The 21,721-nt window shown below is 73.1% G+C and carries 23 protein-coding genes and 1 riboswitch; of the genes, 10 read left to right on the top strand and 13 right to left on the bottom strand.

Annotated elements, in window-relative coordinates:
• Positions 1 to 75: 75 nt before the first annotated feature.
• A riboswitch (TPP riboswitch) is annotated at positions 76 to 187 on the top strand.
• From thiO to AB0898_RS20725, 5 genes are all read left to right on the top strand, one after another.
• Entirely contained in the window at positions 185 to 1,429 is a 1,245-nt protein-coding gene (gene thiO, locus AB0898_RS20705) for a glycine oxidase ThiO (RefSeq protein ID WP_366804401.1), read from the top strand. It overlaps the preceding riboswitch by 3 nt.
• Positions 1,426 to 1,626, top strand: a complete 201-nt coding sequence (gene thiS, locus AB0898_RS20710; RefSeq protein ID WP_366804402.1) for a sulfur carrier protein ThiS — start codon at positions 1,426 to 1,428, stop codon at positions 1,624 to 1,626. Before thiO ends, thiS begins: the two co-directional genes overlap by 4 nt.
• 3 nt (positions 1,627 to 1,629) lie before the next feature.
• On the top strand, positions 1,630 to 2,427 hold the full coding sequence (locus AB0898_RS20715; RefSeq protein ID WP_366804403.1) for a thiazole synthase: 798 nt from the start codon (positions 1,630 to 1,632) through the stop codon (positions 2,425 to 2,427).
• 86 nt (positions 2,428 to 2,513) lie between these two features.
• On the top strand, positions 2,514 to 4,430 hold the full coding sequence (gene pknB, locus AB0898_RS20720; RefSeq protein ID WP_366804404.1) for a Stk1 family PASTA domain-containing Ser/Thr kinase: 1,917 nt from the start codon (positions 2,514 to 2,516) through the stop codon (positions 4,428 to 4,430).
• 105 nt (positions 4,431 to 4,535) lie between these two features.
• Positions 4,536 to 5,438, top strand: a complete 903-nt coding sequence (locus tag AB0898_RS20725; protein ID WP_366804405.1) for a deoxyribonuclease IV — start codon at positions 4,536 to 4,538, stop codon at positions 5,436 to 5,438.
• Between the two features lie 22 nt (positions 5,439 to 5,460).
• Here AB0898_RS20725 and AB0898_RS20730 read toward each other — a convergent pair whose 3' ends face one another.
• On the bottom strand, positions 5,461 to 6,093 hold the full coding sequence (locus tag AB0898_RS20730; protein WP_366804406.1) for a sulfite oxidase-like oxidoreductase: 633 nt from the start codon (positions 6,091 to 6,093) through the stop codon (positions 5,461 to 5,463).
• Positions 6,094 to 6,280: 187 nt separating this feature from the next.
• Between AB0898_RS20730 and bfr the strand changes: the two genes are divergently transcribed.
• Positions 6,281 to 6,784 (top strand): bacterioferritin, encoded by a 504-nt coding sequence (gene bfr / locus AB0898_RS20735; RefSeq protein WP_366804407.1) that lies wholly within the window; start codon positions 6,281 to 6,283, stop codon positions 6,782 to 6,784.
• A 10-nt stretch (positions 6,785 to 6,794) separates the two neighbouring features.
• On the opposite strand, the gene AB0898_RS20740 is transcribed toward bfr, so the two are convergent.
• A complete protein-coding gene (locus AB0898_RS20740) occupies positions 6,795 to 7,052 on the bottom strand; it encodes a bacterioferritin-associated ferredoxin (RefSeq protein ID WP_407078374.1) in 258 nt (85 codons plus the stop codon).
• A gap of 143 nt (positions 7,053 to 7,195) precedes the next feature.
• Entirely contained in the window at positions 7,196 to 8,551 is a 1,356-nt protein-coding gene (locus tag AB0898_RS20745) for a class II 3-deoxy-7-phosphoheptulonate synthase (protein ID WP_407078373.1), read from the bottom strand.
• A 105-nt stretch (positions 8,552 to 8,656) separates the two neighbouring features.
• On the opposite strand from AB0898_RS20745, the gene AB0898_RS20750 reads away from it, so the two are divergent.
• Together AB0898_RS20750 and AB0898_RS20755 are read left to right on the top strand one after the other, a co-directional pair.
• Positions 8,657 to 8,713, top strand: a complete 57-nt coding sequence (locus AB0898_RS20750) for a trp operon leader peptide (protein WP_356098408.1) — start codon at positions 8,657 to 8,659, stop codon at positions 8,711 to 8,713.
• Positions 8,714 to 8,831: 118 nt separating this feature from the next.
• A complete protein-coding gene (locus AB0898_RS20755) occupies positions 8,832 to 10,706 on the top strand; it encodes an anthranilate synthase family protein (RefSeq protein WP_366804410.1) in 1,875 nt (624 codons plus the stop codon).
• Between the two features lie 14 nt (positions 10,707 to 10,720).
• Here AB0898_RS20755 and AB0898_RS20760 read toward each other — a convergent pair whose 3' ends face one another.
• From AB0898_RS20760 to AB0898_RS20775, 4 genes are all read right to left on the bottom strand, one after another.
• Entirely contained in the window at positions 10,721 to 11,749 is a 1,029-nt protein-coding gene (locus AB0898_RS20760; protein ID WP_366804411.1) for a 6-phosphofructokinase, read from the bottom strand.
• Between the two features lie 109 nt (positions 11,750 to 11,858).
• Positions 11,859 to 12,533 (bottom strand): response regulator transcription factor, encoded by a 675-nt coding sequence (locus AB0898_RS20765; protein WP_018545565.1) that lies wholly within the window; start codon positions 12,531 to 12,533, stop codon positions 11,859 to 11,861.
• Complete coding sequence (macS, locus tag AB0898_RS20770) at positions 12,530 to 13,753, bottom strand: MacS family sensor histidine kinase (RefSeq protein ID WP_366804412.1); 1,224 nt, start codon at positions 13,751 to 13,753, stop codon at positions 12,530 to 12,532. The genes AB0898_RS20765 and macS overlap by 4 nt, the downstream gene beginning before the upstream one ends.
• A gap of 51 nt (positions 13,754 to 13,804) precedes the next feature.
• Positions 13,805 to 14,560 (bottom strand): lysophospholipid acyltransferase family protein, encoded by a 756-nt coding sequence (locus AB0898_RS20775; protein ID WP_407078375.1) that lies wholly within the window; start codon positions 14,558 to 14,560, stop codon positions 13,805 to 13,807.
• Positions 14,561 to 14,757: 197 nt separating this feature from the next.
• On the opposite strand from AB0898_RS20775, the gene AB0898_RS20780 reads away from it, so the two are divergent.
• Together AB0898_RS20780 and AB0898_RS20785 are read left to right on the top strand one after the other, a co-directional pair.
• Positions 14,758 to 15,537, top strand: coding sequence for an alpha/beta fold hydrolase (locus AB0898_RS20780; protein WP_366804414.1), 780 nt, complete (start codon positions 14,758 to 14,760; stop codon positions 15,535 to 15,537).
• The gene (locus AB0898_RS20785; protein ID WP_366804415.1) at positions 15,530 to 16,159 is read left to right on the top strand and encodes a hypothetical protein; all 630 of its coding nucleotides are present in this window, start codon (positions 15,530 to 15,532) and stop codon (positions 16,157 to 16,159) included. The genes AB0898_RS20780 and AB0898_RS20785 overlap by 8 nt, the downstream gene beginning before the upstream one ends.
• A 16-nt stretch (positions 16,160 to 16,175) precedes the next feature.
• On the opposite strand, the gene AB0898_RS20790 is transcribed toward AB0898_RS20785, so the two are convergent.
• From AB0898_RS20790 to AB0898_RS20815, 6 genes are all read right to left on the bottom strand, one after another.
• A complete protein-coding gene (locus AB0898_RS20790; protein ID WP_366804416.1) occupies positions 16,176 to 16,925 on the bottom strand; it encodes an endonuclease/exonuclease/phosphatase family protein in 750 nt (249 codons plus the stop codon).
• A gap of 148 nt (positions 16,926 to 17,073) precedes the next feature.
• Entirely contained in the window at positions 17,074 to 18,027 is a 954-nt protein-coding gene (locus AB0898_RS20795; RefSeq protein ID WP_161181044.1) for an ROK family glucokinase, read from the bottom strand.
• A 78-nt stretch (positions 18,028 to 18,105) separates the two neighbouring features.
• Entirely contained in the window at positions 18,106 to 18,612 is a 507-nt protein-coding gene (locus tag AB0898_RS20800) for a DUF5304 domain-containing protein (RefSeq protein WP_366804417.1), read from the bottom strand.
• A 95-nt stretch (positions 18,613 to 18,707) separates the two neighbouring features.
• Positions 18,708 to 19,880 (bottom strand): ArsA-related P-loop ATPase, encoded by a 1,173-nt coding sequence (locus AB0898_RS20805; protein WP_366804418.1) that lies wholly within the window; start codon positions 19,878 to 19,880, stop codon positions 18,708 to 18,710.
• A 171-nt stretch (positions 19,881 to 20,051) separates the two neighbouring features.
• Complete coding sequence (locus tag AB0898_RS20810; RefSeq protein WP_161181046.1) at positions 20,052 to 20,489, bottom strand: SRPBCC family protein; 438 nt, start codon at positions 20,487 to 20,489, stop codon at positions 20,052 to 20,054.
• 189 nt (positions 20,490 to 20,678) lie between these two features.
• The gene (locus AB0898_RS20815) at positions 20,679 to 21,488 is read right to left on the bottom strand and encodes a metallophosphoesterase (RefSeq protein WP_366804419.1); all 810 of its coding nucleotides are present in this window, start codon (positions 21,486 to 21,488) and stop codon (positions 20,679 to 20,681) included.
• Between the last annotated feature and the right edge of the window lie 233 nt (positions 21,489 to 21,721).

Consider the following 21,721-nt stretch of genomic DNA (forward strand, 5'->3'; position numbering starts at 1 on the left):
ACCGGCGCCGACCTCGCCCGCGCGCCCGGGCCGCCATACCGGTGCCCTGGGCCGAGGACTAGGGTGGCCACCGTAGAAAGCACTCGCGGGAGCCCGGACGCACCGGGCTGAGAGGGAGGCTGGCGGCCTCCGACCGTACGAACCTGATCCGGGTCATGCCGGCGAAGGGAGGGGCTGGACGCCCATGCACGCACGTACGTCCAAACAGCCTGGTCCGCACGTTCACGGGGACTCCGGCAAAGCGGGCGCGAGCGACGTGCTCGTGGTCGGCGGCGGGATCATCGGCCTGGTCACGGCGTGGCGGGCCGCGCTGCGCGGGCTCGCCGTCACCGTGGTGGACCCCGAGCCCGGCGGCGGTGCCGCGCGGGTCGCGGCGGGGATGCTCGCCGCCGTCACCGAGCTGCACTACGGCGAGGAGGCGCTGCTCGCCCTCAACCTGGAGTCGGCCCGCCGCTACCCGGACTTCGCCGCCGAGCTGACGGAGGCGACCGGGCTCGGCCTCGGCTACCGCCGCTGCGGCACCCTCGCGGTCGCGCTCGACGCCGACGACCGCGCCCATCTGCGCGAACTGCACGCGCTCCAGCTCCGCTCGGGTCTGGAGTCGGAGTGGCTGAGCGGGCGCGAGTGCCGCCGCCTGGAGCCGATGCTGGCGCCGGGCGTGCGCGGCGGACTCCGGGTGGACGGGGACCACCAGATCGACCCGAGACGGCTCGCCACGGCCCTCGTGCTGGCCTGCGAGCGGGCCGGGGTGGCGTTCCACCGGTCCTGGGCCGCACGGCTCGACATGGCCGGTGAGCGGGCCGTGGGAGTCACCTCCGAGGACGGCACCGTGCTGCGCGCCCCTCGGGTGGTCCTCGCGGGCGGCAGCACCAGCGGACGGCTCACCGGGGTCCCCGCGGACGTGCTGCCGCCGGTGCGCCCGGTCAAGGGCCAGGTGCTGCGGCTGACCGTGCCGCCCCGGTACGCCCCGTTCCTCAGCCGCACCGTCCGGGCCGTGGTGCGCGGCGGCCAGGTCTATCTGGTGCCCCGCGAGAACGGCGAGCTGGTCGTCGGCGCCACCACCGAGGAGCAGGGCTGGGACACCACGGTGACCGCGGGCGGGGTGTACGAGCTGCTGCGCGACGCCCATGAACTGGTGCCCGGGATCACCGAGCTGCCGCTGACCGAGACCGGCGCGGGACTGCGCCCCGGCTCCCCCGACAACGCCCCGCTGCTCGGCGCCTCCGGCCTGGACGGGCTGCTGCTCGCCACCGGCCACCACCGCAACGGCGTGCTGCTCACGCCCGTCACCGGCGACGTCATGGCGGACCTGCTGACCGGGGCCGAACTGCCGGAGGTGGCCCGCCCGTTCACCCCGGCCCGGTTCGCCGCCACGACCGCCGCCGCGCCCGCGGGCGCCGTATCCACCACCCTGGAGCACTCCGCATGAACATCTCCGTCAACGGGGAGCCCCGCGAGGTGGCCCCCGGCACCGCGCTCGACGCCCTGGTGCGGGCCCTGACCCCGGCCCCCTCCGGGGTGGCCGCCGCCCTCAACGAGACCGTCGTCCCGCGCACCCGCTGGGCCGAGACGGGCCTGGCCGAGGGCGACCGGGTCGAGGTGCTGACCGCCGTACAGGGAGGCTGAACGATGAGCGACGATCCCCTGGTCATCGGCGGCCTGACCCTGAACTCCCGGCTGATCATGGGCACCGGCGGTGCCCCCAGCCTGGACGTCCTGGAGCGTGCCCTGACCGCCTCCGGCACCGAGCTGACCACGGTCGCGATGCGCCGCGTGGACCCCGGCACCCACGGCTCGGTCCTGTCGGTCCTGGAGAAGCTGAACGTACGGGTGCTGCCGAACACGGCCGGCTGCTACACCGCCGGAGAGGCCGTGCTCACCGCCCGCCTGGCCCGCGAGGCGCTCGGCACCGATCTGGTGAAGCTGGAGGTCATCGCGGACGAGCGGACCCTGCTGCCGGACCCGGTGGAGACCCTGGAGGCCGCCGAGACGCTGGTGGACGACGGCTTCACCGTGCTGCCGTACACCAACGACGATCCCGTGCTCGCCCGGAAGCTGGAGGACGTGGGCTGCGCGGCCGTCATGCCGCTGGGCTCGCCGATCGGCTCCGGGCTCGGCATCCGCAACCCGCACAACTTCCAGCTGATCGTGGAGCACGCGCGCGTGCCGGTGATCCTGGACGCGGGCGCGGGCACGGCCTCGGACGTGGCGCTGGCGATGGAACTGGGGTGCGCGGGCGTGATGCTCGCCTCGGCCGTCACCCGGGCGCAGGAACCGGAGACCATGGCCGGCGCGATGCGGCACGCGGTGCTCGCCGGGCGCCTGGCGCGGCTGGCCGGGCGCATCCCGCGCAGGCACTTCGCGGAGGCGTCCTCGCCGGTCGAGGGGCGCGCGCACCTGGACCCCGAGCGCCCCGCGTTCGGCTGAGTGCCTCGTCACAGCTCTGCCGCAATCCCGTCCCGGCGGCCTCTCCCGGGAGGGGAGTGCCGGTCGTCCCTCGTAGACTCCTTGGCGTGGATGCAACGCTTCAGGACCCCCTGGTCGGGCAGGTGCTCGACGGCCGCTATCGCGTCGACGCGCGGATCGCCGTCGGCGGGATGGCCACGGTCTACCGGGCCCTGGACACCCGCCTGGACCGGGTGCTCGCCGTCAAGGTGATGCACCCGGCGCTGGCCGCCGACCGGGCGTTCGTGGAGCGCTTCATCCGGGAGGCCAAGTCGGTCGCCCGGCTCTCCCACCCCAACGTGGTGCAGGTCTTCGACCAGGGCACCGACCGCTCGTACGTCTATCTGGCGATGGAGTACGTCGCCGGGTGCACCCTGCGTGACGTGCTGCGCGAGCGCGGGGCACTCAGGCCCCGGGCCGCGCTGGACATCCTGGAGCCGGTGCTCGCCGCGCTCGGCGCCGCGCACCGGGCCGGTTTCGTGCACCGGGACATGAAGCCCGAGAACGTGCTGATAGGGGACGACGGCCGGGTCAAGGTCGCCGACTTCGGCCTGGTGCGCTCGGTGGACACCGTCACCTCCACGACCGGCGCCGTCCTCGGCACCGTCTCCTACCTGGCCCCGGAGCAGATCGAGCGGGGTGCCGCCGATCCGCGCGTGGACGTGTACGCGTGCGGTGTCGTGCTCTACGAGATGCTGACCGGCGCCAAGCCGCACTCCGGGGACTCCCCCGCCCAGGTGATCTACCAGCACCTGCACGAGGACGTGCCCCCGCCCTCGGCGCTGGTCCCCGGGCTGGCGCCCGAGCTGGACGCGCTGGTGGCGGCCGCGACCGCGCGCACGCCCGCCGGGCGCCCCGCCGACGCGGCCGCGCTGCTCGGCGAGGTGCTGCGGGTGCGCTCCGCGCTCACCGAGGAGCAGCTCGACGCCGAGCCGCCGGCCGCGCTCACGGCCGGACACGACAACGCCGAGGACCGTACGAGCGTGATCCCGCGCTCGCTGACCGTGCCGCGCCCGCTGCCGGTGGGCGAGCCGGACGGCGGTGACGTGCGGTACACGGCCCGTCTGGAGGCCGACCCCCTGCCGCCCCGGCGCGCCACCGGTCCCCGGCGCGGGGTGCTCGCGCTGGTCGCCGCCCTGGTGGTGCTGTTCCTCGGCGCGGGCGTCTGGTACGTCAACGCGGGCCAGTTCACCAAGGTCCCGCCGCTGCTGTCGCGCACCGAGGCGCAGGCCAAGAAGCGCCTGGAGTCGGCCGGTCTGGACGTGGGCAAGGTGCGCCGCGCCTACAGCGACACCGTGGAGCGGGGCGAGGTCATCGGCTCCGACCCCTCCCCCGGCGCCCGTATCCGCGACCACGGCTCGGTGGGCCTGACCGTCTCGCTGGGCCCGGAGACGGTGAAGGTCCCGGACCTGACCGGCCGCGCCCTGGCCGAGGCCCGGACCCGGCTGAAGTCGGCCGGTCTGGAGCCGGGCATGGTGACCCGGGAGTTCAGCGACGACGTCGAGCGCGGCGCGGTGATCTCCACGACCCCCGGGGCGGGCACCGAGCGGCACGCGGACTCCGCGATCGCGCTGGTGGTCAGCAAGGGCCGTCAGGTGGACGTCCCGGACGTCACCGGCGAGGACGTGGACGACGCCACCCAGGACCTGACCGACGCGGGCCTGAAGGTGAAGGTCGCCCCGGAGCGGGTGCACTCCTCCGACTACGACAAGGGCGAGGTGGTCCGGCAGACCCCGGCCGAGGGCACCGCCGCCGAGGGCGACACGGTGACGCTGACCCTGTCCAAGGGCCCCGAGATGGTCGTGGTCCCGGACGTGACCGGGCAGGACGTGGACACCGCGACCAAGGTGCTGGAGGCGGCCGGGTTCGAGGTCGAGAAGGACCGCGGGCTGCTGGGCCTGTTCGGGGACAGCGTGCGCGAGCAGTCCGTGGCGGGCGGCGACAAGGCGCCCAAGGGCTCGACGATCACCCTGACGATCCGCTGACCTGCGGTCCCCCTCCTTGCCGGCCTGTGACCGGTCCCCTTCCGGTGACCGGTCTCACCGCCCTCGGCGGTCCGGCGGGCGGGGCCGGCGTGACACCCTGAACGGGTGACGAGCCAGGCCCCCTCCCCCGCATCCGCATCCCTGTCCGGCGCCCCGCGCAACCCCGTCGGCGGCCATGTGCCGGTGGCCGGCGGGCTGCACACGACCGGGCTCTCCTACGCCCATGAGCTGAAAGCGGAGACGGTGCAGGTCTTCGTCGCCAACCCGCGCGGCTGGGCCACGCCCGCCGGGAGCCCGAAGCAGGACGAGGCGTTCCGCACGGCGTGCGCCGAGGAGTCGGTCCCGGCGTACGTGCACGCGCCCTACCTGATCAACTTCGGCTCGCACACCGAGGCCACCGTCGAGAAGTCCGTGGAGTCCCTGCGCCACTCGCTGCGGCGCGGCCGGGAGATCGGCGCGCTCGGGGTCGTCGTGCACACCGGCAGCGCGACCGGCGGCCGGGCCCGCGAGGTGGCCCTGAAGCAGGTGCGGGAGCACATGCTGCCGCTCCTGGACGAGCTGACCCATGACGACGACCCGTTCCTGCTGCTGGAGTCGACGGCCGGGCAGGGTGCCTCGCTGTGCTCGCGCACCTGGGACTTCGGGCCGTACTTCGCGGCGCTGGACTCCCACCCGAAGCTCGGGGTCTGCCTGGACACCTGTCACATCTTCGCCGCCGGGCACGACCTGACCGGCCCCGACGGGATGCGGCAGACGCTGGACCTGCTGGTGGACACCGTGGGCGAGGGGCGGCTGAAGCTGATCCACGCCAACGACTCCAAGGACGTGGCGGGCGCGCACAAGGACCGGCACGAGAACATCGGCGCCGGGCACATCGGCGAGGAGCCCTTCCGCGCCCTGCTGAACCACCCCGCGACGGCGGGCGTGCCGCTGGTCATCGAGACCCCGGGCGGCAAGGAGGGGCACGCGGCGGACGTGGCCCGGCTGAAGCGGCTCCGCGACGGCTGAGCGCCGTACAAGGGGGCGCGGCTCAGAGTTCGGGGCCGTCCCCCGGCTGCTCCTGGTAGGAATAGCGCTGCTCCCGCCACGGGTCGCCGATGTTGTGGTAGCCGCGCTGCTCCCAGAAGCCGCGCCGGTCGGCGGTCATGTACTCCACGCCGCGCACCCACTTGGGGCCCTTCCAGGCGTAGAGGTGGGGCACGATCAGGCGGGCCGGGAAGCCGTGCTCGGCGGTGAGGAGTTCGCCGTCCTTGTGGGTGGCGAAGACGGTGTGCTCGGAGGCGAAGTCCTCCAGGCGCAGATTGGCGCTGAAGCCGTACTCCGCCCAGACCATCACATGGGTGACCCCGGGCGCGGGCGGCGCCAGGTCGAGGACCGCGCGGGCGGGCACCCCGCCCCATTCGGCGCCCAGCATGCTGAACTTGGTGACGCAGTGCAGGTCGGCCACGACCGTGGCGTACGGCAGGGCCGTGAACTCCTCGTGGGACCAGGCGCGCTTGCCGCCGTCGGCGGTGGCGCCGAAGACCTGGAAGTCCCAGCGCTCGGGGCGGAACTTCGGCACGGGTCCGTAGTGGGTGACCGGCCAGCCGCGCTGGAGGCGCTGCCCCGGCGGAAGTTCTGCCTCTGCGCGTGCTCCGGACGCACGTTCCACCGGATGACCCATGCCTCCATCCTGACAGACCGGACGGAGTGCGCCGGACCACCCCAGGACCGCTTCCGGCGCCGTCCCCCGGCCATCCGGGGAGCAATGCGGACAGAAGCCACTAAGCATGTACTTACTGGACGACTTCGGGCGCCGGTGAAATCATGCGGCACCATCAGCCAGGTTTGCCCGGAAGGAGCCCATCCCGATGCAAGGCGACCCCGAGGTCATCGAGCTGCTCAACGAGCAGCTCACCGCCGAGCTCACCGCGATCAACCAGTACTTCCTGCACGCCAAGCTCCAGGACCACAAGGGGTGGACGAAGCTCGCCCAGTACACCCGGGCCGAGTCCTTCGACGAGATGCGGCACGCGGAGGTCCTGACCGACCGCATCCTGTTGTTGGACGGCCTGCCCAACTACCAGCGGCTGTTCCATGTCTCGGTCGGGCAGACCGCGACGGAGATGTTCCAGGCCGACCGGCAGATCGAGGTCGAGGCCATCGAGCGGCTGCGCCGGGGCGTGGAGATCATGCGCGCCAAGGGCGACATCACGTCGGCGAACGTCTTCGAGGCGATCCTGGCCGACGAGGAGCACCACATCGACTATCTGGAGACCCAGCTCGATCTGATCGACAAGCTGGGCGAGGCGCTGTATCTGTCGACCACGATCGAGCAGAGCCAGCCGGACGCGTCGGGTCCGGGCACCCACTGAGGGCCGGAGGTCAGGCGGCGGCCGGCCGCTGCGGCAGGGCCTCGGCGGCGGCGGTGACCAGTACCGGGGGCCGCTGGGCGATCTGCTCGCGGCGCGGGCAGGCGCCCCGGCCGAGGAGGGCCTGGATGCGGCGGACACAGCCGCCGCAGTCGGTGCCCGCCTTGCAGGCGGAGGCGATCTGGCGCGGGGTGCAGGCACCGTCCTGGGCGTGCTGCTCGACCTGCTGCTCGGTGATGCCGAAGCAACTGCAGACGTACACCCGGTTCACCTCCGACGACAACGCCGTTTTGCGCCATCCCGTATCTCGGTGAGGCAAACCTAACCTAACCCAGTGACCGGGGGCCGGGGAAGCGGAAGGGCGCGGATCGCATGTGATCCGCGCCCTACTTCACGCTTCAGGCCACTTCGGCCTCACTGGTCCCGGTACATCTCCGCGACGAGGAAGGCGAGGTCCAGCGACTGGCTGCGGTTGAGCCGGGGGTCGCAGGCCGTCTCGTAGCGCTGGTGCAGGTCGTCGACGAAGATCTCGTCGCCGCCGCCCACGCACTCGGTGACGTCGTCGCCGGTCAGCTCGACGTGGATGCCGCCGGGGTGGGTGCCCAGGCCCTTGTGGACCTCGAAGAAGCCCTTGACCTCGTCCAGCACGTCGTCGAAGCGGCGGGTCTTGTGGCCCGAGGCCGCCTCGAAGGTGTTGCCGTGCATCGGGTCGGTCACCCAGGCCACCGTCGCGCCGGAGGCCGTGACCTTCTCGACCAGCTCGGGAAGCCGGTCGCGGATCTTGTCGGCGCCCATGCGGACGATGAACGTCAGCCGGCCCGGCTCCCGGTCGGGGTCGAGGCGGTCGATGTAGCGCAGCGCGTCCTCGGCCGTGGTGGTCGGGCCGAGCTTGATGCCGATCGGGTTGCGGACCTTGGAGGCGAACTCGATGTGCGCGCCGTCCATCTGGCGGGTGCGCTCACCGATCCACACCATGTGCCCGGAGACGTCGTACAGCTTGCCGGTGCGGGAGTCGACCCGGGTCAGGGCCGTCTCGTAGTCCAGCAGGAGCGCCTCGTGCGAGGAGTAGAACTCGACGGTCTTGAACTCCTCCGGCTCGGCGCCGCAGGCCCGCATGAAGTTCAGCGCCTGGTCGATCTCGCGGGCCAGCTGCTCGTAGCGCTGGCCGGAGGGGGAGGACTTCACGAAGTCCTGGTTCCAGGCGTGCACCTGGCGCAGGTCGGCGTAGCCGCCGGTGGTGAAGGCGCGGACCAGGTTCAGCGTGGAGGCGGAGGCGTGGTACATCCGCTTCAGGCGCTCGGGGTCCGGGTAGCGGCTCTTCTCGGTGAAGTCGAAGCCGTTGACGGAGTCGCCGCGGTAGACGGGCAGGGTCACGCCGTCGCGGGTCTCGGTGGGCTTGGAGCGCGGCTTGGAGTACTGGCCCGCGATCCGGCCGACCTTGACGACCGGCACGGAGGCCGCGTAGGTCAGGACGGCGCCCATCTGGAGGATCGTCTTGACCTTGGCCCGGATGTCCTCCGCGCCGACGGCCTCGAAGGACTCGGCGCAGTCGCCGCCCTGGAGCAGGAACGCCTCCCCCTTGGCGACGGACGCCAGACGGGCACGCAGCTGGTCGCACTCGCCCGCGAAGACGAGGGGCGGATAGGCCGAAAGCTCCGCGATCACTTCGCGCAGAGCCTCGGTATCCGGGTATTCGGGCTGCTGCGCCGCGGGCAGGTCTCGCCAGGTCGCCTCGGCGGCGACGGCTCGGGAATCAGCGTTCACGGTCACCCTGTAAACATTACGGGGTCGCAACCCGTGCTCCCGTTTCGGCTCGAAAGGTGAGACGAAGTGACTGCCCCGTGGACAGCCCGCCGGTACGGTAGGGTCTTTTCCATGTTCGCGCCGACGATCCAGAACTGGTGGTGGACCGCTTCTCCGGCGGCCCGCTGACTGCGCGTACTCAAAGACTTCGCGAAGGCCGCCCGAGGGGCGGCCTTCGGTGTTTTCCGGAGCCTCTCCCCGACCGGCGTCCGCCGTCCCGTTTCCCGGACCGACGCAAGAGGACTCCATGAACCCCACCGATCCCACAGACCTGGCTCTTCTCGCCGCCGACCCGCGCCCCTTCGCCCTGCTGCACCGCCGCACCCCGGGCCGCGAGGAGCCCACGGTGGAGGTGCTGCTCGGCCCCGTCACCGCCCGCGACCGCCTCGCCGGCCTGCCCGACGAGGGGCTGGCGCTGATCCCGTTCCGCCAGATCCGCGAGCGCGGCTTCGACGTCCGCGACGACGGCACCCCGCTCCTGGTGCTGACCCCCGAGGAGTCGTACGAGGTCCCGCTCGCGCGGGCGCTGGACACGCTGCCGGACCACGCGGTGCAGGTCGAGGGCGGCGGCTTCGACATGGCCGACGAGGAGTACGCGGAGATCGTCGGGCGGGTGCTGCGCGAGGAGATCGGGCGCGGCGAGGGCGCCAACTTCGTGATCCGGCGGACGTACCAGGGCGAGATCCCGGGCTTCTCCCGGTCGGACGCGCTGGCGCTGTTCCGGCGGCTGCTCGCCGGCGAGCGGGGCGCGTACTGGACGTTCGTGGTGTTCACCGGGGAGCGGACGCTGGTCGGCGCGAGTCCCGAGGTCCATGTGCGGATGTCGGGCGGCACGGTGGTGATGAACCCGATCAGCGGGACGTACCGCTACCCGGCCGAGGGACCGACCCCGGAACACCTGCTGGACTTCCTCGCCGACGCCAAGGAGACCGAGGAGCTCTCCATGGTGGTCGACGAGGAACTGAAGATGATGTGCACCGTCGGCGATCAGGGCGGGGTCGTGATCGGACCCCGGCTGAAGGAGATGGCGCACCTCGCGCACACCGAGTACGAGCTGCGCGGCAAGACCTCGCTGGACGTGCGGGACGTGCTGCGCGAGACCATGTTCGCGGCGACGGTCACCGGCTCGCCTGTGCAGAACGCGTGCCGGGTCATCGAGCGGTACGAGCCCACCGGGCGCGGCTACTACGCGGGCGCCCTCGCCCTGCTGGGCCGGGACGCGGGCGGCGCGCGCACCCTGGACTCCCCCATCCTGATCCGCACCGCCGACATCGCCGCCGACGGCCGGCTGAGCGTGCCGGTCGGGGCGACCCTGGTGCGCGGCTCGGACCCGGCGGGCGAGGTCGCCGAGACCCATGCGAAGGCGGCGGGCGTGCTGGCCGCGCTCGGGGTGCTCCCGGCCCGGCCGCGCTCCGAGCGGGCGCTGCCCCGGCTGGCGGACGATCCCCGGGTGCGGGCGGCGCTTGACGGGCGGCGCGCGGCGCTGGCGCCGTTCTGGCTGCGGATGCGGGAGCCGGCCGCGCCGGCCGGTGTGCACGCGCTGGTGATCGACGGCGAGGACACCTTCACCTCGATGCTGGCGCACGTGCTGCGCTCGGCGGGACTGGAGGTGACCGTGCGCCGCTACGACGAGCCGGGGCTGCGGGAGACCGCGCTCGCGCACGAGGGCCCGCTCGTGCTGGGCCCGGGACCGGGCGACCCCAATGACCCGGAGGACCCGAAGATGCGCGTGCTGCGGGAGCTGACGGCGGCCGCCCTGAGCACGCATGCGCACGGGGTGTTCGGGGTGTGCCTGGGCCATGAGCTGATCGCGGCGGAACTGGGCCTGGAGATCGTCCGCAAGAAGGTGCCGTACCAGGGCGCGCAGACCACGGTGGACCTCTTCGGGCGCCCGGAGACGGTCGGCTTCTACAACAGCTTCGTGGCGCGCTGCGACGACGAGGCCACAGCCGGGCTGGCCGCGCACGGTGTGGAGGTGAGCCGGACGGCGGACGGCGAGGTGCACGCGCTGCGCGCGGACCGGTTCGTCTCGGTGCAGTTCCACCCGGAGTCGGTGCTGACCCTGAACGGGGCGGCGCTGGTCCGGGACCTGGTGCTGCGGCCCCGGACCAGGGCCGCGTAGCCGCGCCAGACCCGTCAGCCGAAGAACACCCCGGCCTCCTCGTACAGCTCCGGGCTCACCGTCTTCAGCGTGGCCGTGGCCTCCGCGATCGGGACGCGCACGATGTCCGTGCCCTGGAGGGCGACCATCACCCCGAAGTCGCCCTCCCGTACGCAGTCGACGGCGTGCAGCCCGAAGCGGGTGGCCAGCCAGCGGTCGAAGGCGCTCGGCGTGCCCCCGCGCTGGATGTGCCCGAGCACGGTGGTGCGGGCCTCCTTGCCGGTGCGCTTCTCGATCTGCTTGGCCAGCCACTCCCCGACCCCGGAGAGCCGGACGTGCCCGAAGGAGTCGAGCGACTCGTCCTTGAGCACCACGTCACCGTCCCGGGGCATGGCGCCCTCGGCGATGACGACGATGGGGGCGTACGACGCCTCGAAGCGGGAGGTGATCCAGCCGCACACCTGGTCCACGTCGAAGCGCCGCTCGGGGATGAGGATGACGTTCGCGCCCCCGGCGAGCCCGGAGTGCAGGGCGATCCAGCCCGCGTGCCGGCCCATGACCTCGCAGACCAGGACCCGCATATGGGACTCGGCGGTGGTGTGCAGCCGGTCGATGGCCTCGGTGGCGATGTTGACGGCCGTGTCGAAGCCGAAGGTGTAGTCGGTGCCGGAGAGGTCGTTGTCGATGGTCTTGGGCACCCCGACACAGGGCACCCCGTGCTTCTCGTACAGCTCGGCGGCGACCCCGAGGGTGTCCTCGCCGCCGATCGCGATCAGGGCGTCCACGCCCTCCTCGCGCAGATGCTCCTTGACCCGGCGCACCCCGTCCTCCTCCTTGAGCGGGTTGGTCCGCGAGGAGCCGAGGATGGTGCCGCCCCGGGGCAGGATGCCGCGCACCGCGGGGATGTCCAGGGGGATGGTGCGGCCCTCCAGCGGGCCGCGCCAGCCGTCCTTGAAGCCGGTGAAGTCGTACCCGTACTCCTGCACGCCCTTGCGGACGATGCCTCGGATGACGGCGTTGAGACCCGGGCAGTCGCCGCCACCGGTCAGTACTCCGACGCGCATGGAATGTCCCTTCGCCGAGGTGTCCCGACCCAGCCACGTTAATCGTGATACAGCTCACGCACCGAGGTGGGAAGGGCGATTCCGGTGAATTACGGGACCGCGCGGGGGCTCATTCGTCGTCGAGGCCGCGCTCGATGGCGTAGCGGACCAGCTCCACACGGTTGTGCAGCTGGAGCTTGCCGAGGGTGTTCTGGACGTGGTTCTGGACCGTGCGGTGCGAGATGACCAGGCGTTCGGCGATCTGCTTGTAGCTCAGGCCCTTGGCGACCAGGCGCAGCACCTCGGTCTCGCGGTCGGTGAGCCGGGGTGCGCCGGGGGCGTCGGTGTCGGGCGCGGGGGCGGGCTCGGCGGCCAGGCGCCGGTACTCGCCGAGGACGAGTCCGGCCAGACCCGGGGTGAACACCGGGTCCCCTGCGGCGGTGCGGCGTACGGCGTCGGTCAGCTCCTCGGTGGAGGCCGACTTCAGCAGATAGCCGGTGGCACCGGACTTCACGGCCTCCAGCACGTCGGCGTGCTCGCCGCTGGCGGACAGCACGAGGACGCGCAGGGCCGGGTCGTGGGCGACGAGTTCCTTGCACACCTGGACGCCGGGCTTGGCGGGCAGGTTCAGGTCGAGCACCAGCACGTCGGGGGCGGCGGCCTTGGCGCGGCGTACGGCCTGGTCGCCGTCGCCCGCCGTGGCGACCACCGCGAAGCCGGACTCGGCCAGGTCGCGGGCGACCGCGTCGCGCCACATGGGGTGGTCGTCCACCACCATGACCTTGATCGGGTCCTGCTCCGTCATCGCTTCTCCGCCTTCCCCCGCGCCCCTTCGGCGCTCTTCGGTACCGTCAGCTCGACCTCCGTGCCCTGGCCGGGCACCGAGATCAGTTCGGCGCTGCCGCCGAGGTCGCGCAACCGCCCCCGGATCGACTGGGCCACGCCGAGCCTGCCCTCGCCCTCGGCCTGCGCGAGCCGGCCCTCGGGGATGCCGGGGCCGTCGTCGCGGACGGTGACCACGATCGTGCCGGGCTCGTCCTCGACCAGGATCCAGGCGCGGGCCCCTTCGCCCGCGTGTCTGCGCACATTGTCCAGGGCGGCACCGACGGCGGCCGCCAGCTCGCGCGCGGCGGCCGGCGGCAGCGGCACCGGGGCGCCCGGCTCGGCCAGGCTGACCCGGGCCCCGGCGTACGGGGCGAGCAGGGTGCGCAGGTCGAGCGGGCCGTCGTCCGGGGGTACGGCGCCGTCGTCGTACAGCGTCCCGGGGCCCGCGTCCAGCGGTGTGCGGGAGACCGGCAGCAGGCCGCCGGAGACCAGGGTGCGCAGGGCGACCTCCTGCTCGCCCGCGAGCCGCCCCAGCTCGGCCGCCTCGCCGCCGAGGACCGCGCCGCGCCGCTGCACCATCGCCAGCACCTGGAGCACGCCGTCGTGGATGTCGCGGGCCAGGCGCTCGCGTTCCCGGGTGGCGGCCTCGATCTCCAGGGCGCGGGCGAGGGTGCGCTCGGAGGCGCGGGCGACCTCGACGACGTAGCCGATGGCGATGGAGGCCAGCCAGACCAGGATGACGTTGTGCACGGTGTCGCGGGTGGGGGCGCCGCGCTCGATCAGGTTGGCGGCGGCGACGGCCGTGGAGGCGACGGCGGCCCAGCGCCAGCCGCCCTTGAGGGCGAAGGCCAGCACCGCCCCGGCCGTCCATATCGTGGGCAGGGTGGGTCCGCCGCCGGCGATCCGGTCGGGGTCGTCGGTGAACGGGGTGAGCAGGATGCCCGTCACGGCGACGGTGAGGTCGGCCGCGAGGAAGCCCCGGGTGCAGCGCTCGGCGCCGGTGACCCGGGGCAGGGTGACGGCCGTCCACACGACCAGGACCGCGTAGTACGCGACGGCGGTCCAGGGGCGTACGAAGTGGTCGAAGGCGGTGACGCCCAGACCGATGGCGTACAGCGCCGTCAGGACGCGGTACCCGGCGAGCGCGCGCCACAGCGGCACCTCGACCGACATCCGCAGGACCCGTCCACGCCCGGCCATGCCCGCCCCCGTCCCCCCGGTGTCCCCCCGGGTGCTCCCCCGGCCCGGCCGCTAGGCCCCGGCCTTCTCCGGCTTGTCCCCGGCGGCCCCGGTCCCCGCCTGGGCGGCCTCCTTGGCGGCCTTCGCCGCCTCCGCGAGCTGCCGCTTGGCGGCGGTCGCGTACATGTCCACGTACTCCTGGCCCGAGAGCTTCATGATCTCGTACATGACCTCGTCCGTCAGCGCGCGCAGCACGAACCGGTCGTGGTCCATGCCCTGGTAGCGGCTGAAGTCGAGCGGCTTGCCTATCCGGATGCCGGGCCGCATCAGCTTCGGCATCACCTTGCCGGGCGGCTGGATCTTCTCGGTGTCGATCATCGCGACCGGGATGACCGGCGCGCCCGTGGCCAGCGCCACGCGCCCCAGGCCCCCGGGCTTGCCCCGGTAGAGCCGACCGTCGGGCGAGCGGGTGCCCTCGGGGTAGATCCCGAACAGCTCGCCGCGCTTGAGCACCTCTATGCCGCTCTTGATCGCCGCCTCGCCCGCGCCGCGCGCGCCGGAGCGGTCCACGGGCAGCTGTCCGACGCCCTTGAAGAAGGCGGCGGTCAGCCGGCCCTTGACGCCCGGGGTGGTGAAGTACTCCGCCTTGGCGATGAAGGTGACCTTGCGGTGCAGCATCGTGGGCAGGAAGAACGAGTCCGAGAAAGACAGGTGATTGCTCGCCAGGATCGCGGGACCGTCGTCCGGGATGTTCTCCAGACCCTCCACCCAGGGCCGGAAGGCGACCTTGAGCGGCCCTCCGATGGCGAGCTTCATCGTGCCGTACAACACCCGTGTTCCTCCTGTGGTCCGTCGAACAGACCTTAACCCGGTCCGCGCCCGATGGACCCGACGACCCTGGTCGGTGTCGGTACGGTCGCGTACGGTGAAGCACATCCGCCGGTTTTGCAACACCGCGTTCCCCGAACCGCCCCGTACGCACCGGAAACATCCCCTTCGCCCCTTCTCGGAACAGGAGCCCCAAGGTGCCGGTCCTTCCCGGAGCAGAGCCGTACCGCCACGAAGGCGGGGAGGTGGGTGTCCTCCTCTGTCACGGCTTCACCGGCTCGCCCCAGTCGCTGCGCCCCTGGGCGGAGCACCACGCCGCGCACGGCCTGACCGTCTCGCTGCCCCTGCTGCCCGGGCACGGCACCCGCTGGCAGGACATGGCGGTCACCGGCTGGGCCGACTGGTACGCGACGGTCGACCGCGAGCTGCGGCTGCTCGCCGAGCGCTGCTCCCAGGTGTTCGTGGCCGGTCTGTCCATGGGTGGCGCGCTGTCCCTCGCGCTGGCCTCGCGGCACGGCGACCGGATCGCCGGGGTGGTCGTCGTCAACCCGGCGAACCGGGTGCACGGCCTCTCCGCGTACGCCCTTCCGGTGGCCCGGCACCTGGTGCCCTCCACGAAGGGCATCGCCAGCGACATCGCCAAGCCGGGCGCCGAGGAGCTGGGCTACGACCGGGTGCCGCTGCACGCCGCGCACTCGCTGCGCCAGTCCCTGCGCCGGCTGGACGGTGAGCTGCCGCGGGTCACCCAGCCGTTGCTGCTGCTGCGCAGCGCGCGGGACCATGTGGTTCCGGCGGCCGATTCGGCGCGGGTGCTGAGCCGGGTGTCCTCCGCGGACGTAACGGAGATCGTGCTGGAACAGAGTTACCACGTGGCGACGTTGGACCACGACGCGGACCGGATCTTCGAGGAGAGCCTCGCCTTCGTCGGCCGGCTCGCACCCCGAGCCGACGAGGAAGGGACGGCCACAGTTGGCTGAGCACGACTCCGATCGCGAGGGCCGCGAGGAGCGCGAGCCGGACGAGCCGGGCGTGCCGGGCGTGCCCTTCGACGAGGACGCGGCCTGGAAGGCGATCGTCGCCGGGTACGGCGCGGAGCCGCCGGACCCGCCCGGTTCCCGGCCGTTCAGACCGATCGAGGATCTGGCGCTGCCGGAGATGGAACCGGAGAAACCCGCCGTGACCCCCGGCGCGGACAAGGACGGTGACGGGGAGGAGCCCGGCACGCCCCGGCCCGCCCGGCCGCTGGGCAGCTCGGTCTCGTTCGCGCCCGGTGTCGGACCGCAGGCCGGGCCGCGCGACCACAGCGCGCCCGAGGCTTCCGAGGACGACTTCGACGAGGACGACGAGGGCCACTTCGTACCCCCCGAGCCGCCGCCGCTGCCGGTGGCCGACACCACGGCGAAGTTCGCCTGGCTCGGCGTGGTCGGCGGGCCGGTGCTGCTCCTGCTCGCGGTGCTGCTCGGCTGGGACATGACCTGGTGGCTGGCGACCTGCGGCATCGGCGGGTTCGTCGGCGGGTTCGTCACGCTGGTCACGCGGATGCGTACGGACGACGAGGACGGGGGCGGTGACGACCCCGGGCGCGGGGCCGTCGTCTGAGACCCTTCGACGCGCTTCAGGACGCCGGGATTCTGAGGGCGGCCAGGACCGGAAGGTGGTCCGAGGCCGCCCTCAGGTCTTCCCCGGTGACCCCGGGCAGGTCCGTGGGCACCCCGCAGGCCAGCACCTCGATGCCCTTGGTGGCGAAGAGCGCGTCGATACGGCGCTCGGGCGCGGCGGCCGGGAAGGTGTCCGCGCCGCCCTGCGGGGCCGTGGTCCGGCAGTCCTGGAGTCCGGCGGCCAGGCTCTGGAAGGCCGCGCCCTCGGGGTCCTCGTTGAGGTCGCCGCCCACGACCGCGTGCCCGGCGCCCATGCCGGCGAGCCGGTCGAGGAGCGCGGCGCCCTGTTCCCGGCGTTCGTCCCGCTGGAGGCTGAGATGGCAGCTGACCACGCCGAGCCGGGCCCGTCCGAAGCGGACCTCGGCGGTGGCGAAGCCGCGGCGGTGCAGTCCGGGGGTGAGCGGGAGGAGGACGTCCTCGGTGCGGTCGACCGTGGCCCGGAGCGAGCAGAGAATCGCCGGCCCTGCGGCGGGGGCTCCGCCGGTGAGGTAGGTCTGGCCGGTGGCGTTCGCCAGGCGGGTGAGTTTTTTGCGCCAGCGGAAGAACCGGGGGGCTTCTTGGAGGAGGACGAGGTCGGGGGTGCAGGCGGTGATGACTCTGGCGAGGGCCCGGGTGTCGTCCTTCAGTGAGCGGACGTTGTAGGTCAGGACCCGGATGACCGCTGAACCGTCTGACTCCGTCTGGGAGTTGGGGAACGGGGTTGCCATGTGGTCAACCTACGCGGTTCCGGTGTCCGGGCGCCTTACGCGTCAGGGGCGCGGGATCGTGTGCGACTGCCGGTCGTGCGTGGCTTGTCGCGCAGTTCCCCGCGCCCCTCAAAGACAAAAGACAAAAGACCCGAAAAACCAGTGGGCCTTACATCACCGGGGCGGGTTCCCTTGCCAGGTCCGCCGCGCCCACCATGCCCGCCTTGTTGCCGAGCTGGGCGGCGATGACGTCGGCCACCGGGCGCCAGTTGCCGCCCACCAGCCAGCGCTTGTACGACTTGCGGATCGGGTCGAGGACCAGTTCGCCCTCGTCCGAGAGGCCGCCGCCCACGATGAACGCGGACGGGTCGAACAGCGAGGCCAGGTCGGCGAGACCGGCACCGGCCCAGCGGGCCAGCTCGCGGTAGGAGTCGACGGCCACCGGGTCGCCCTGGCGGGCGGCCATGGAGATGTGCTTGCCCTCGATGCCGTCGGGGGTGCCGTCGCCGAGGCCGAGCAGGATCTCGGCGTTCTCGGGGGTGGCGTTGGCGCGCTGCTTGGCGTAGCGCACCAGGGCGCGCCCGGAGGCGTACTGCTCCCAGCAGCCCTGCGAGCCGCAGCCGCACAGCAGGCCGTCCGGGACCATCCGGATGTGGCCGAACTCGGCGGCCACGCCGAAGTGACCCCGGCGCAGCTTGTTGCCGATGATGATGCCGCCGCCGAGGCCGGTGCCCAGCGTGATGCAGATGACGTTGCGGTGGCCCTTGCCCGCGCCGAACTTGTACTCGCCCCAGGCGGCCGCGTTGGCGTCGTTCTCCACGACGACGGGAAGGCCCACGCGGGCCTCGACCTCGTCCTTGAGCGGCTCCTGGCGCCAGTCGATGTTGGGCGCGAAGTACACGGTGGAGCGCTGGCGGTTCACATAGCCCGCCGCGCCGATGCCCACGCCGACGATGTCGTGTCCGGCACGCGCGCCCTCCACGGCCGAGGCGATGGCGTCCACGATCGCCCCGGGCGTGCTGGGGGTCGGCACCTTGAAGGTCGAGAGGATGTTGCCTTCCTCGTCGACCACGCCGGCCGCGATCTTGGTGCCGCCGATGTCGACGCCGATGGTGAGTCCCATGAATCCCTCAGTTCCGGTCGAGCCCCGCTAGGGCCAACGGTACCCGAGCCCCTGTGGAGGGAGAGCTGTGGGAGCGCTTCAGTCCAGGTCGATGCGCTCTCCGGGGCCGGTGCCCGCGGGGCCGGGACCGTCGTCGCCGTCGTCGCCGGGGGCGGTCGCGGGACCGGCCGTCCAGCGGTGCTCCTGGGACTGGACGGCGGAGCGGTAGGCGGCGAGCAGTTCGGCGCCGGCGTTGGCGAGATGGCCGAAGACGTCCGGATTGCGCTCGACCACCGGCTCGACGGCGGCCTTGGCCTGCTGGACGACCTGGCGCACCACCTGCTGGGCGGCGGGGCCCGCGACGGCGCCGAGCAGCGGGGACTGGAGGCCGGACAGCTTGTCGGCCACCGTGTCCACGAGCCGGCGCAGCTCCTCGGCGGCGGAGCCGGGGGGCGGGCCCTGTCCGGCGCGACGGCGGGCCTGCTCGGCGGCGAGGTCCTCGGCGGTGGCCGTGGCCCAGGCGTCGGCGTCGGCCTTGCGCTCCCCGGCGGGCGCCGCCTTCGGCTCCGGCTCGACGGGGTCGGGGGCGGGGTGCTCTTCGCTCATGGCGGACTCCTGACTACGGTTCGCGTTGTCGACGTTACCCGAACGGGGTACCCCGTTCATCGTCCCGTCTCATCGTCCCGTCTCATCGGCCGGGCTCAGCGTCCGGTCGTCGGCCACAGGTCGGGGTCGGGGGCGAACCGTACGTCCAGGACGCCGTCGCGCAGCGCGGCACCGGCGACGGTGCAGCGGCGCAGGGCGGACGGGAGCGGGACGATCCGGTGGAACTGCCCGGCGCTGACGACGAGTTCGTCCCCGCGCCGGATCAGGTCCAGGCTCTCGCGCACGGCGCCGGGCAGCGGGAGGCGCCACACCAGGACGCCGTCCTCGGCGAGGCGGTCCGTCACGGACCACTCGGCCGGGGCGGGCGCGGGGGTGACGGGGGGTACGGCGAGCGCGGCGAGATCGTCGGCGCCCTGGGGATCGCGGCCGAGGTGGCGGACGGGCCGTACGTCGTACCGCTCCTCCCACTCGTCCAGGGTCTTGCGCTGCTGGGCGAGGGGGCCGGCGAGCCAGGAGTCGGCGGGGGCGTCGGGCAGCACACGGTTGGCGATCAGCGCCTCGGGGCGCAGCCCGCGCAGGGCGAGCCCGAGGGTGGCGTCCCGTACGGCCTCGGCGCCTGCGGGACCGGGCTCGGCGACGAGTCGTACGGAGGTTCCCGGGTCCGCGAGGACGGCCTCCACGGCGGCCAGCTCCAGGTCCCAGCGGCCCGCGGTCTCGTACAGCCAGTCGGCGGGCATCGGCACCCCGGCGAGCCGCCCCAGCATCGGGCGCAGCGCGCGGGCCGCCTGCCGCTCGGGGGGCAGCAGCCTGCGCAGATAGCGGCGCAGTTCCTCGGGCAGCGCGAGCAGGGCGAGGGCCTGGGGCAGCGGCGGGAGATCGACGACGAGCAGCTCGTACCGCTCGGACAGCGCCGCGACCCGCAGTGCCCGCAGCAGCGACAGCTCCTCGGCGCCGGGCAGCGGGGTGACCTCCTCGGCGTCCAGCCGCGAGGCCCCGAGCAGGTCGAGCACGTTCGCGGCGCGGCTCTGGAACGCGGTCAGATCCTCCCGGAACCTTTCGGCCGCGTCCGGCCGCCAGGCGGTGAGCCGCTCCCCCGCCTCCACCGGGACGGCCCCCGTCGCACACCCCAGCGCGACACCGAGGGTGTCCGCGCGGTCGGCGCTGAGCACAAGCGTGCGGGTGCCCTCACGGGCTGCGTCGAGCGCGGTGGCGGCGGCGACACTGGTACGCCCGCTGCCGCCCGGTCCGGTGATCAGGATGGTGCGCATAAGGACGAACGCTAACGGACGCCTCCGGCGGGGCGGGGGGCGGCAGTTGACACCGGCCCCGCGAAGCGGCCCACCGGACGGGCCGCCGGCGACCGGCGGCTGCGCACCAGGGCGCAGGTGGAGCCCACCAGCCTGGTGCGGGCGCCGGGGCCGGGAAGATCGCGGGCGGGGTCAGGAGCCCGTCTCGACCCGCTTCTTCAGGCCCGCCAGCGCGCGGTCGATGATGACCTTCTCCGCCTTGCGCTTGATCATGCCGAGCATGGGGATCTTGACGTCGACCGTGAGGCGGTAGGTGACCTCGGTGGCCGCGCCGGAGGGGGCCAGGACGTAGGTGCCGTCCAGGGAGCGGAGCATCTGGGACTTGACCAGGGTCCAGGAGACCTCGTGCTCGCCGGTCCAGGTGTAGGCGAGGGTCTGGTCGTCCTTGATGGCGCCGGCGTCCATGACGAGGCGGACCTGCTCGGCGCGGCCGCGCGGGTCGGCCGCGAGCACCTCCGCCTCCTTGACCTCGCCCGTCCAGTCGGGGTAGCGCGCGAAGTCGGCGATCACCGCCATGACGTCGGCCGGAGCCGCCTCGATCGTGATGCTCGAACTGGTGTGTTCCGCCATCGCCGTGGCTCCTCCAGATACGGACCGAGATGAGGTTCTCGCGCGCGGGCTGCGCACGTATGTCGCGCGGGCTGCGCACGTATGTGCAGCCCGAAGGCTACCGCGCCGCCACCCCGCCGCCTTCATCCCACCCGCCCGAACGCGAGATCCCCGCCCCGGACCGCCCCGGGTCCGCCGCTCCGGCCCCTCTCACCACTCCAGCGCCCAGGGCCGCCCGCTCCCGGCGAAGTGCCCCACGTTCACGCACTCCGTGGCGCCGATCCGCATCCGCGGGGACAGCGGCTGGTGGACGTGGCCGAAGAGGGAGTAGCGGGGGCGGGTGCGGCGGATCGCGTCCAGCAGGGCCCGGCTGCCGCGTTCGAAGCGGCGTGCCACCGTGTCGTAGACCAGGTCGGGGACCTCGGGCGGGATGTGGGTGCACAGGACGTCCACCCCGGCCACCGCCTCGACCTTCGCCGCGTACTCGTCGTCGTCGATCTCGTACGGCGTCCGCATCGGTGTGCGCAGGCCGCCGCCGACGAAGCCGAAGGTGCGGCCGGCGATCTCGACCACCTCGCCGTCGAGGACGGTCGTGCCCGCGCGGGCGTACTCCGGCCACAGCGGCGGCATGTCGACGTTGCCGTAGGTGGCGTACGTAGGGGTCGGGAACGCGGCGAACAGCTCGGCGTACTGCCGGCGCACCGCGGACTCGACCGCCGTACGCCGGTCCGTGCCGAGCCCCGCCCACAGCTCCGCCCCGAAGGCGCGCGCCTCCTCGAAGCGGCGGGCGGTGCGCAGCTCGACGATGCGGTCGGCGTTGGCCTCGCCGAAGAGGTCGGGGAAGATGCCGCGCGAGTGGTCGGCGTAGTCGAGGAAGAGGACGAGGTCGCCGAGGCAGATGAGGGCGTCCGCGCCCTCGCCGGCGCGGGCCAGGTCCCGGGCGTTGCCGTGGACGTCGCTGACCACATGGACGCGCGTGCGTGCCGTACGGGAAGCCTCGCGGGCAGGTGGAGAAGCCATGGCGATCAAGCGTAGGCGTGTGCGGTGTGCGTGAACAGTGCCGCCGTCGCCTGCGGTTACTCGCCCGTCGGCGGCCATGTCGACTAGTCTGCGCGGAGCAACGCCATCCTGTGTGACGCAGCGAACATCTCGCCCGGCCCCCCTGTCGCAGCCGCCATACCGGCGGGTAACGTCCGGGCAGTCCAAGTCGTGCTCCGGATTCCCGCCAGGAGGGGCCCCGAGCACCGCCCGAG

This window comes from Streptomyces sp. NPDC005435, from assembly GCF_040703155.1.
Classification (GTDB): domain Bacteria; phylum Actinomycetota; class Actinomycetes; order Streptomycetales; family Streptomycetaceae; genus Streptomyces.

Coding starts and splice junctions, on each gene's coding strand:
- thiO (WP_366804401.1), top strand. CDS start 185: ATGCACGCACGTACGTCCAAACAGCCTGGTCCGCACGTTCACGGGGAC.
- thiS (WP_366804402.1), top strand. CDS start 1,426: ATGAACATCTCCGTCAACGGGGAGCCCCGCGAGGTGGCCCCCGGCACC.
- AB0898_RS20715 (WP_366804403.1), top strand. CDS start 1,630: ATGAGCGACGATCCCCTGGTCATCGGCGGCCTGACCCTGAACTCCCGG.
- AB0898_RS20730 (WP_366804406.1), bottom strand. CDS start 6,093: ATGGGTCATCCGGTGGAACGTGCGTCCGGAGCACGCGCAGAGGCAGAA.
- bfr (WP_366804407.1), top strand. CDS start 6,281: ATGCAAGGCGACCCCGAGGTCATCGAGCTGCTCAACGAGCAGCTCACC.
- AB0898_RS20755 (WP_366804410.1), top strand. CDS start 8,832: ATGAACCCCACCGATCCCACAGACCTGGCTCTTCTCGCCGCCGACCCG.
- AB0898_RS20760 (WP_366804411.1), bottom strand. CDS start 11,749: ATGCGCGTCGGAGTACTGACCGGTGGCGGCGACTGCCCGGGTCTCAAC.
- AB0898_RS20765 (WP_018545565.1), bottom strand. CDS start 12,533: ATGACGGAGCAGGACCCGATCAAGGTCATGGTGGTGGACGACCACCCC.
- macS (WP_366804412.1), bottom strand. CDS start 13,753: ATGGCCGGGCGTGGACGGGTCCTGCGGATGTCGGTCGAGGTGCCGCTG.
- AB0898_RS20790 (WP_366804416.1), bottom strand. CDS start 16,925: ATGGCAACCCCGTTCCCCAACTCCCAGACGGAGTCAGACGGTTCAGCG.
- AB0898_RS20795 (WP_161181044.1), bottom strand. CDS start 18,027: ATGGGACTCACCATCGGCGTCGACATCGGCGGCACCAAGATCGCGGCC.
- AB0898_RS20800 (WP_366804417.1), bottom strand. CDS start 18,612: ATGAGCGAAGAGCACCCCGCCCCCGACCCCGTCGAGCCGGAGCCGAAG.
- AB0898_RS20805 (WP_366804418.1), bottom strand. CDS start 19,880: ATGCGCACCATCCTGATCACCGGACCGGGCGGCAGCGGGCGTACCAGT.
- AB0898_RS20810 (WP_161181046.1), bottom strand. CDS start 20,489: ATGGCGGAACACACCAGTTCGAGCATCACGATCGAGGCGGCTCCGGCC.
- AB0898_RS20815 (WP_366804419.1), bottom strand. CDS start 21,488: ATGGCTTCTCCACCTGCCCGCGAGGCTTCCCGTACGGCACGCACGCGC.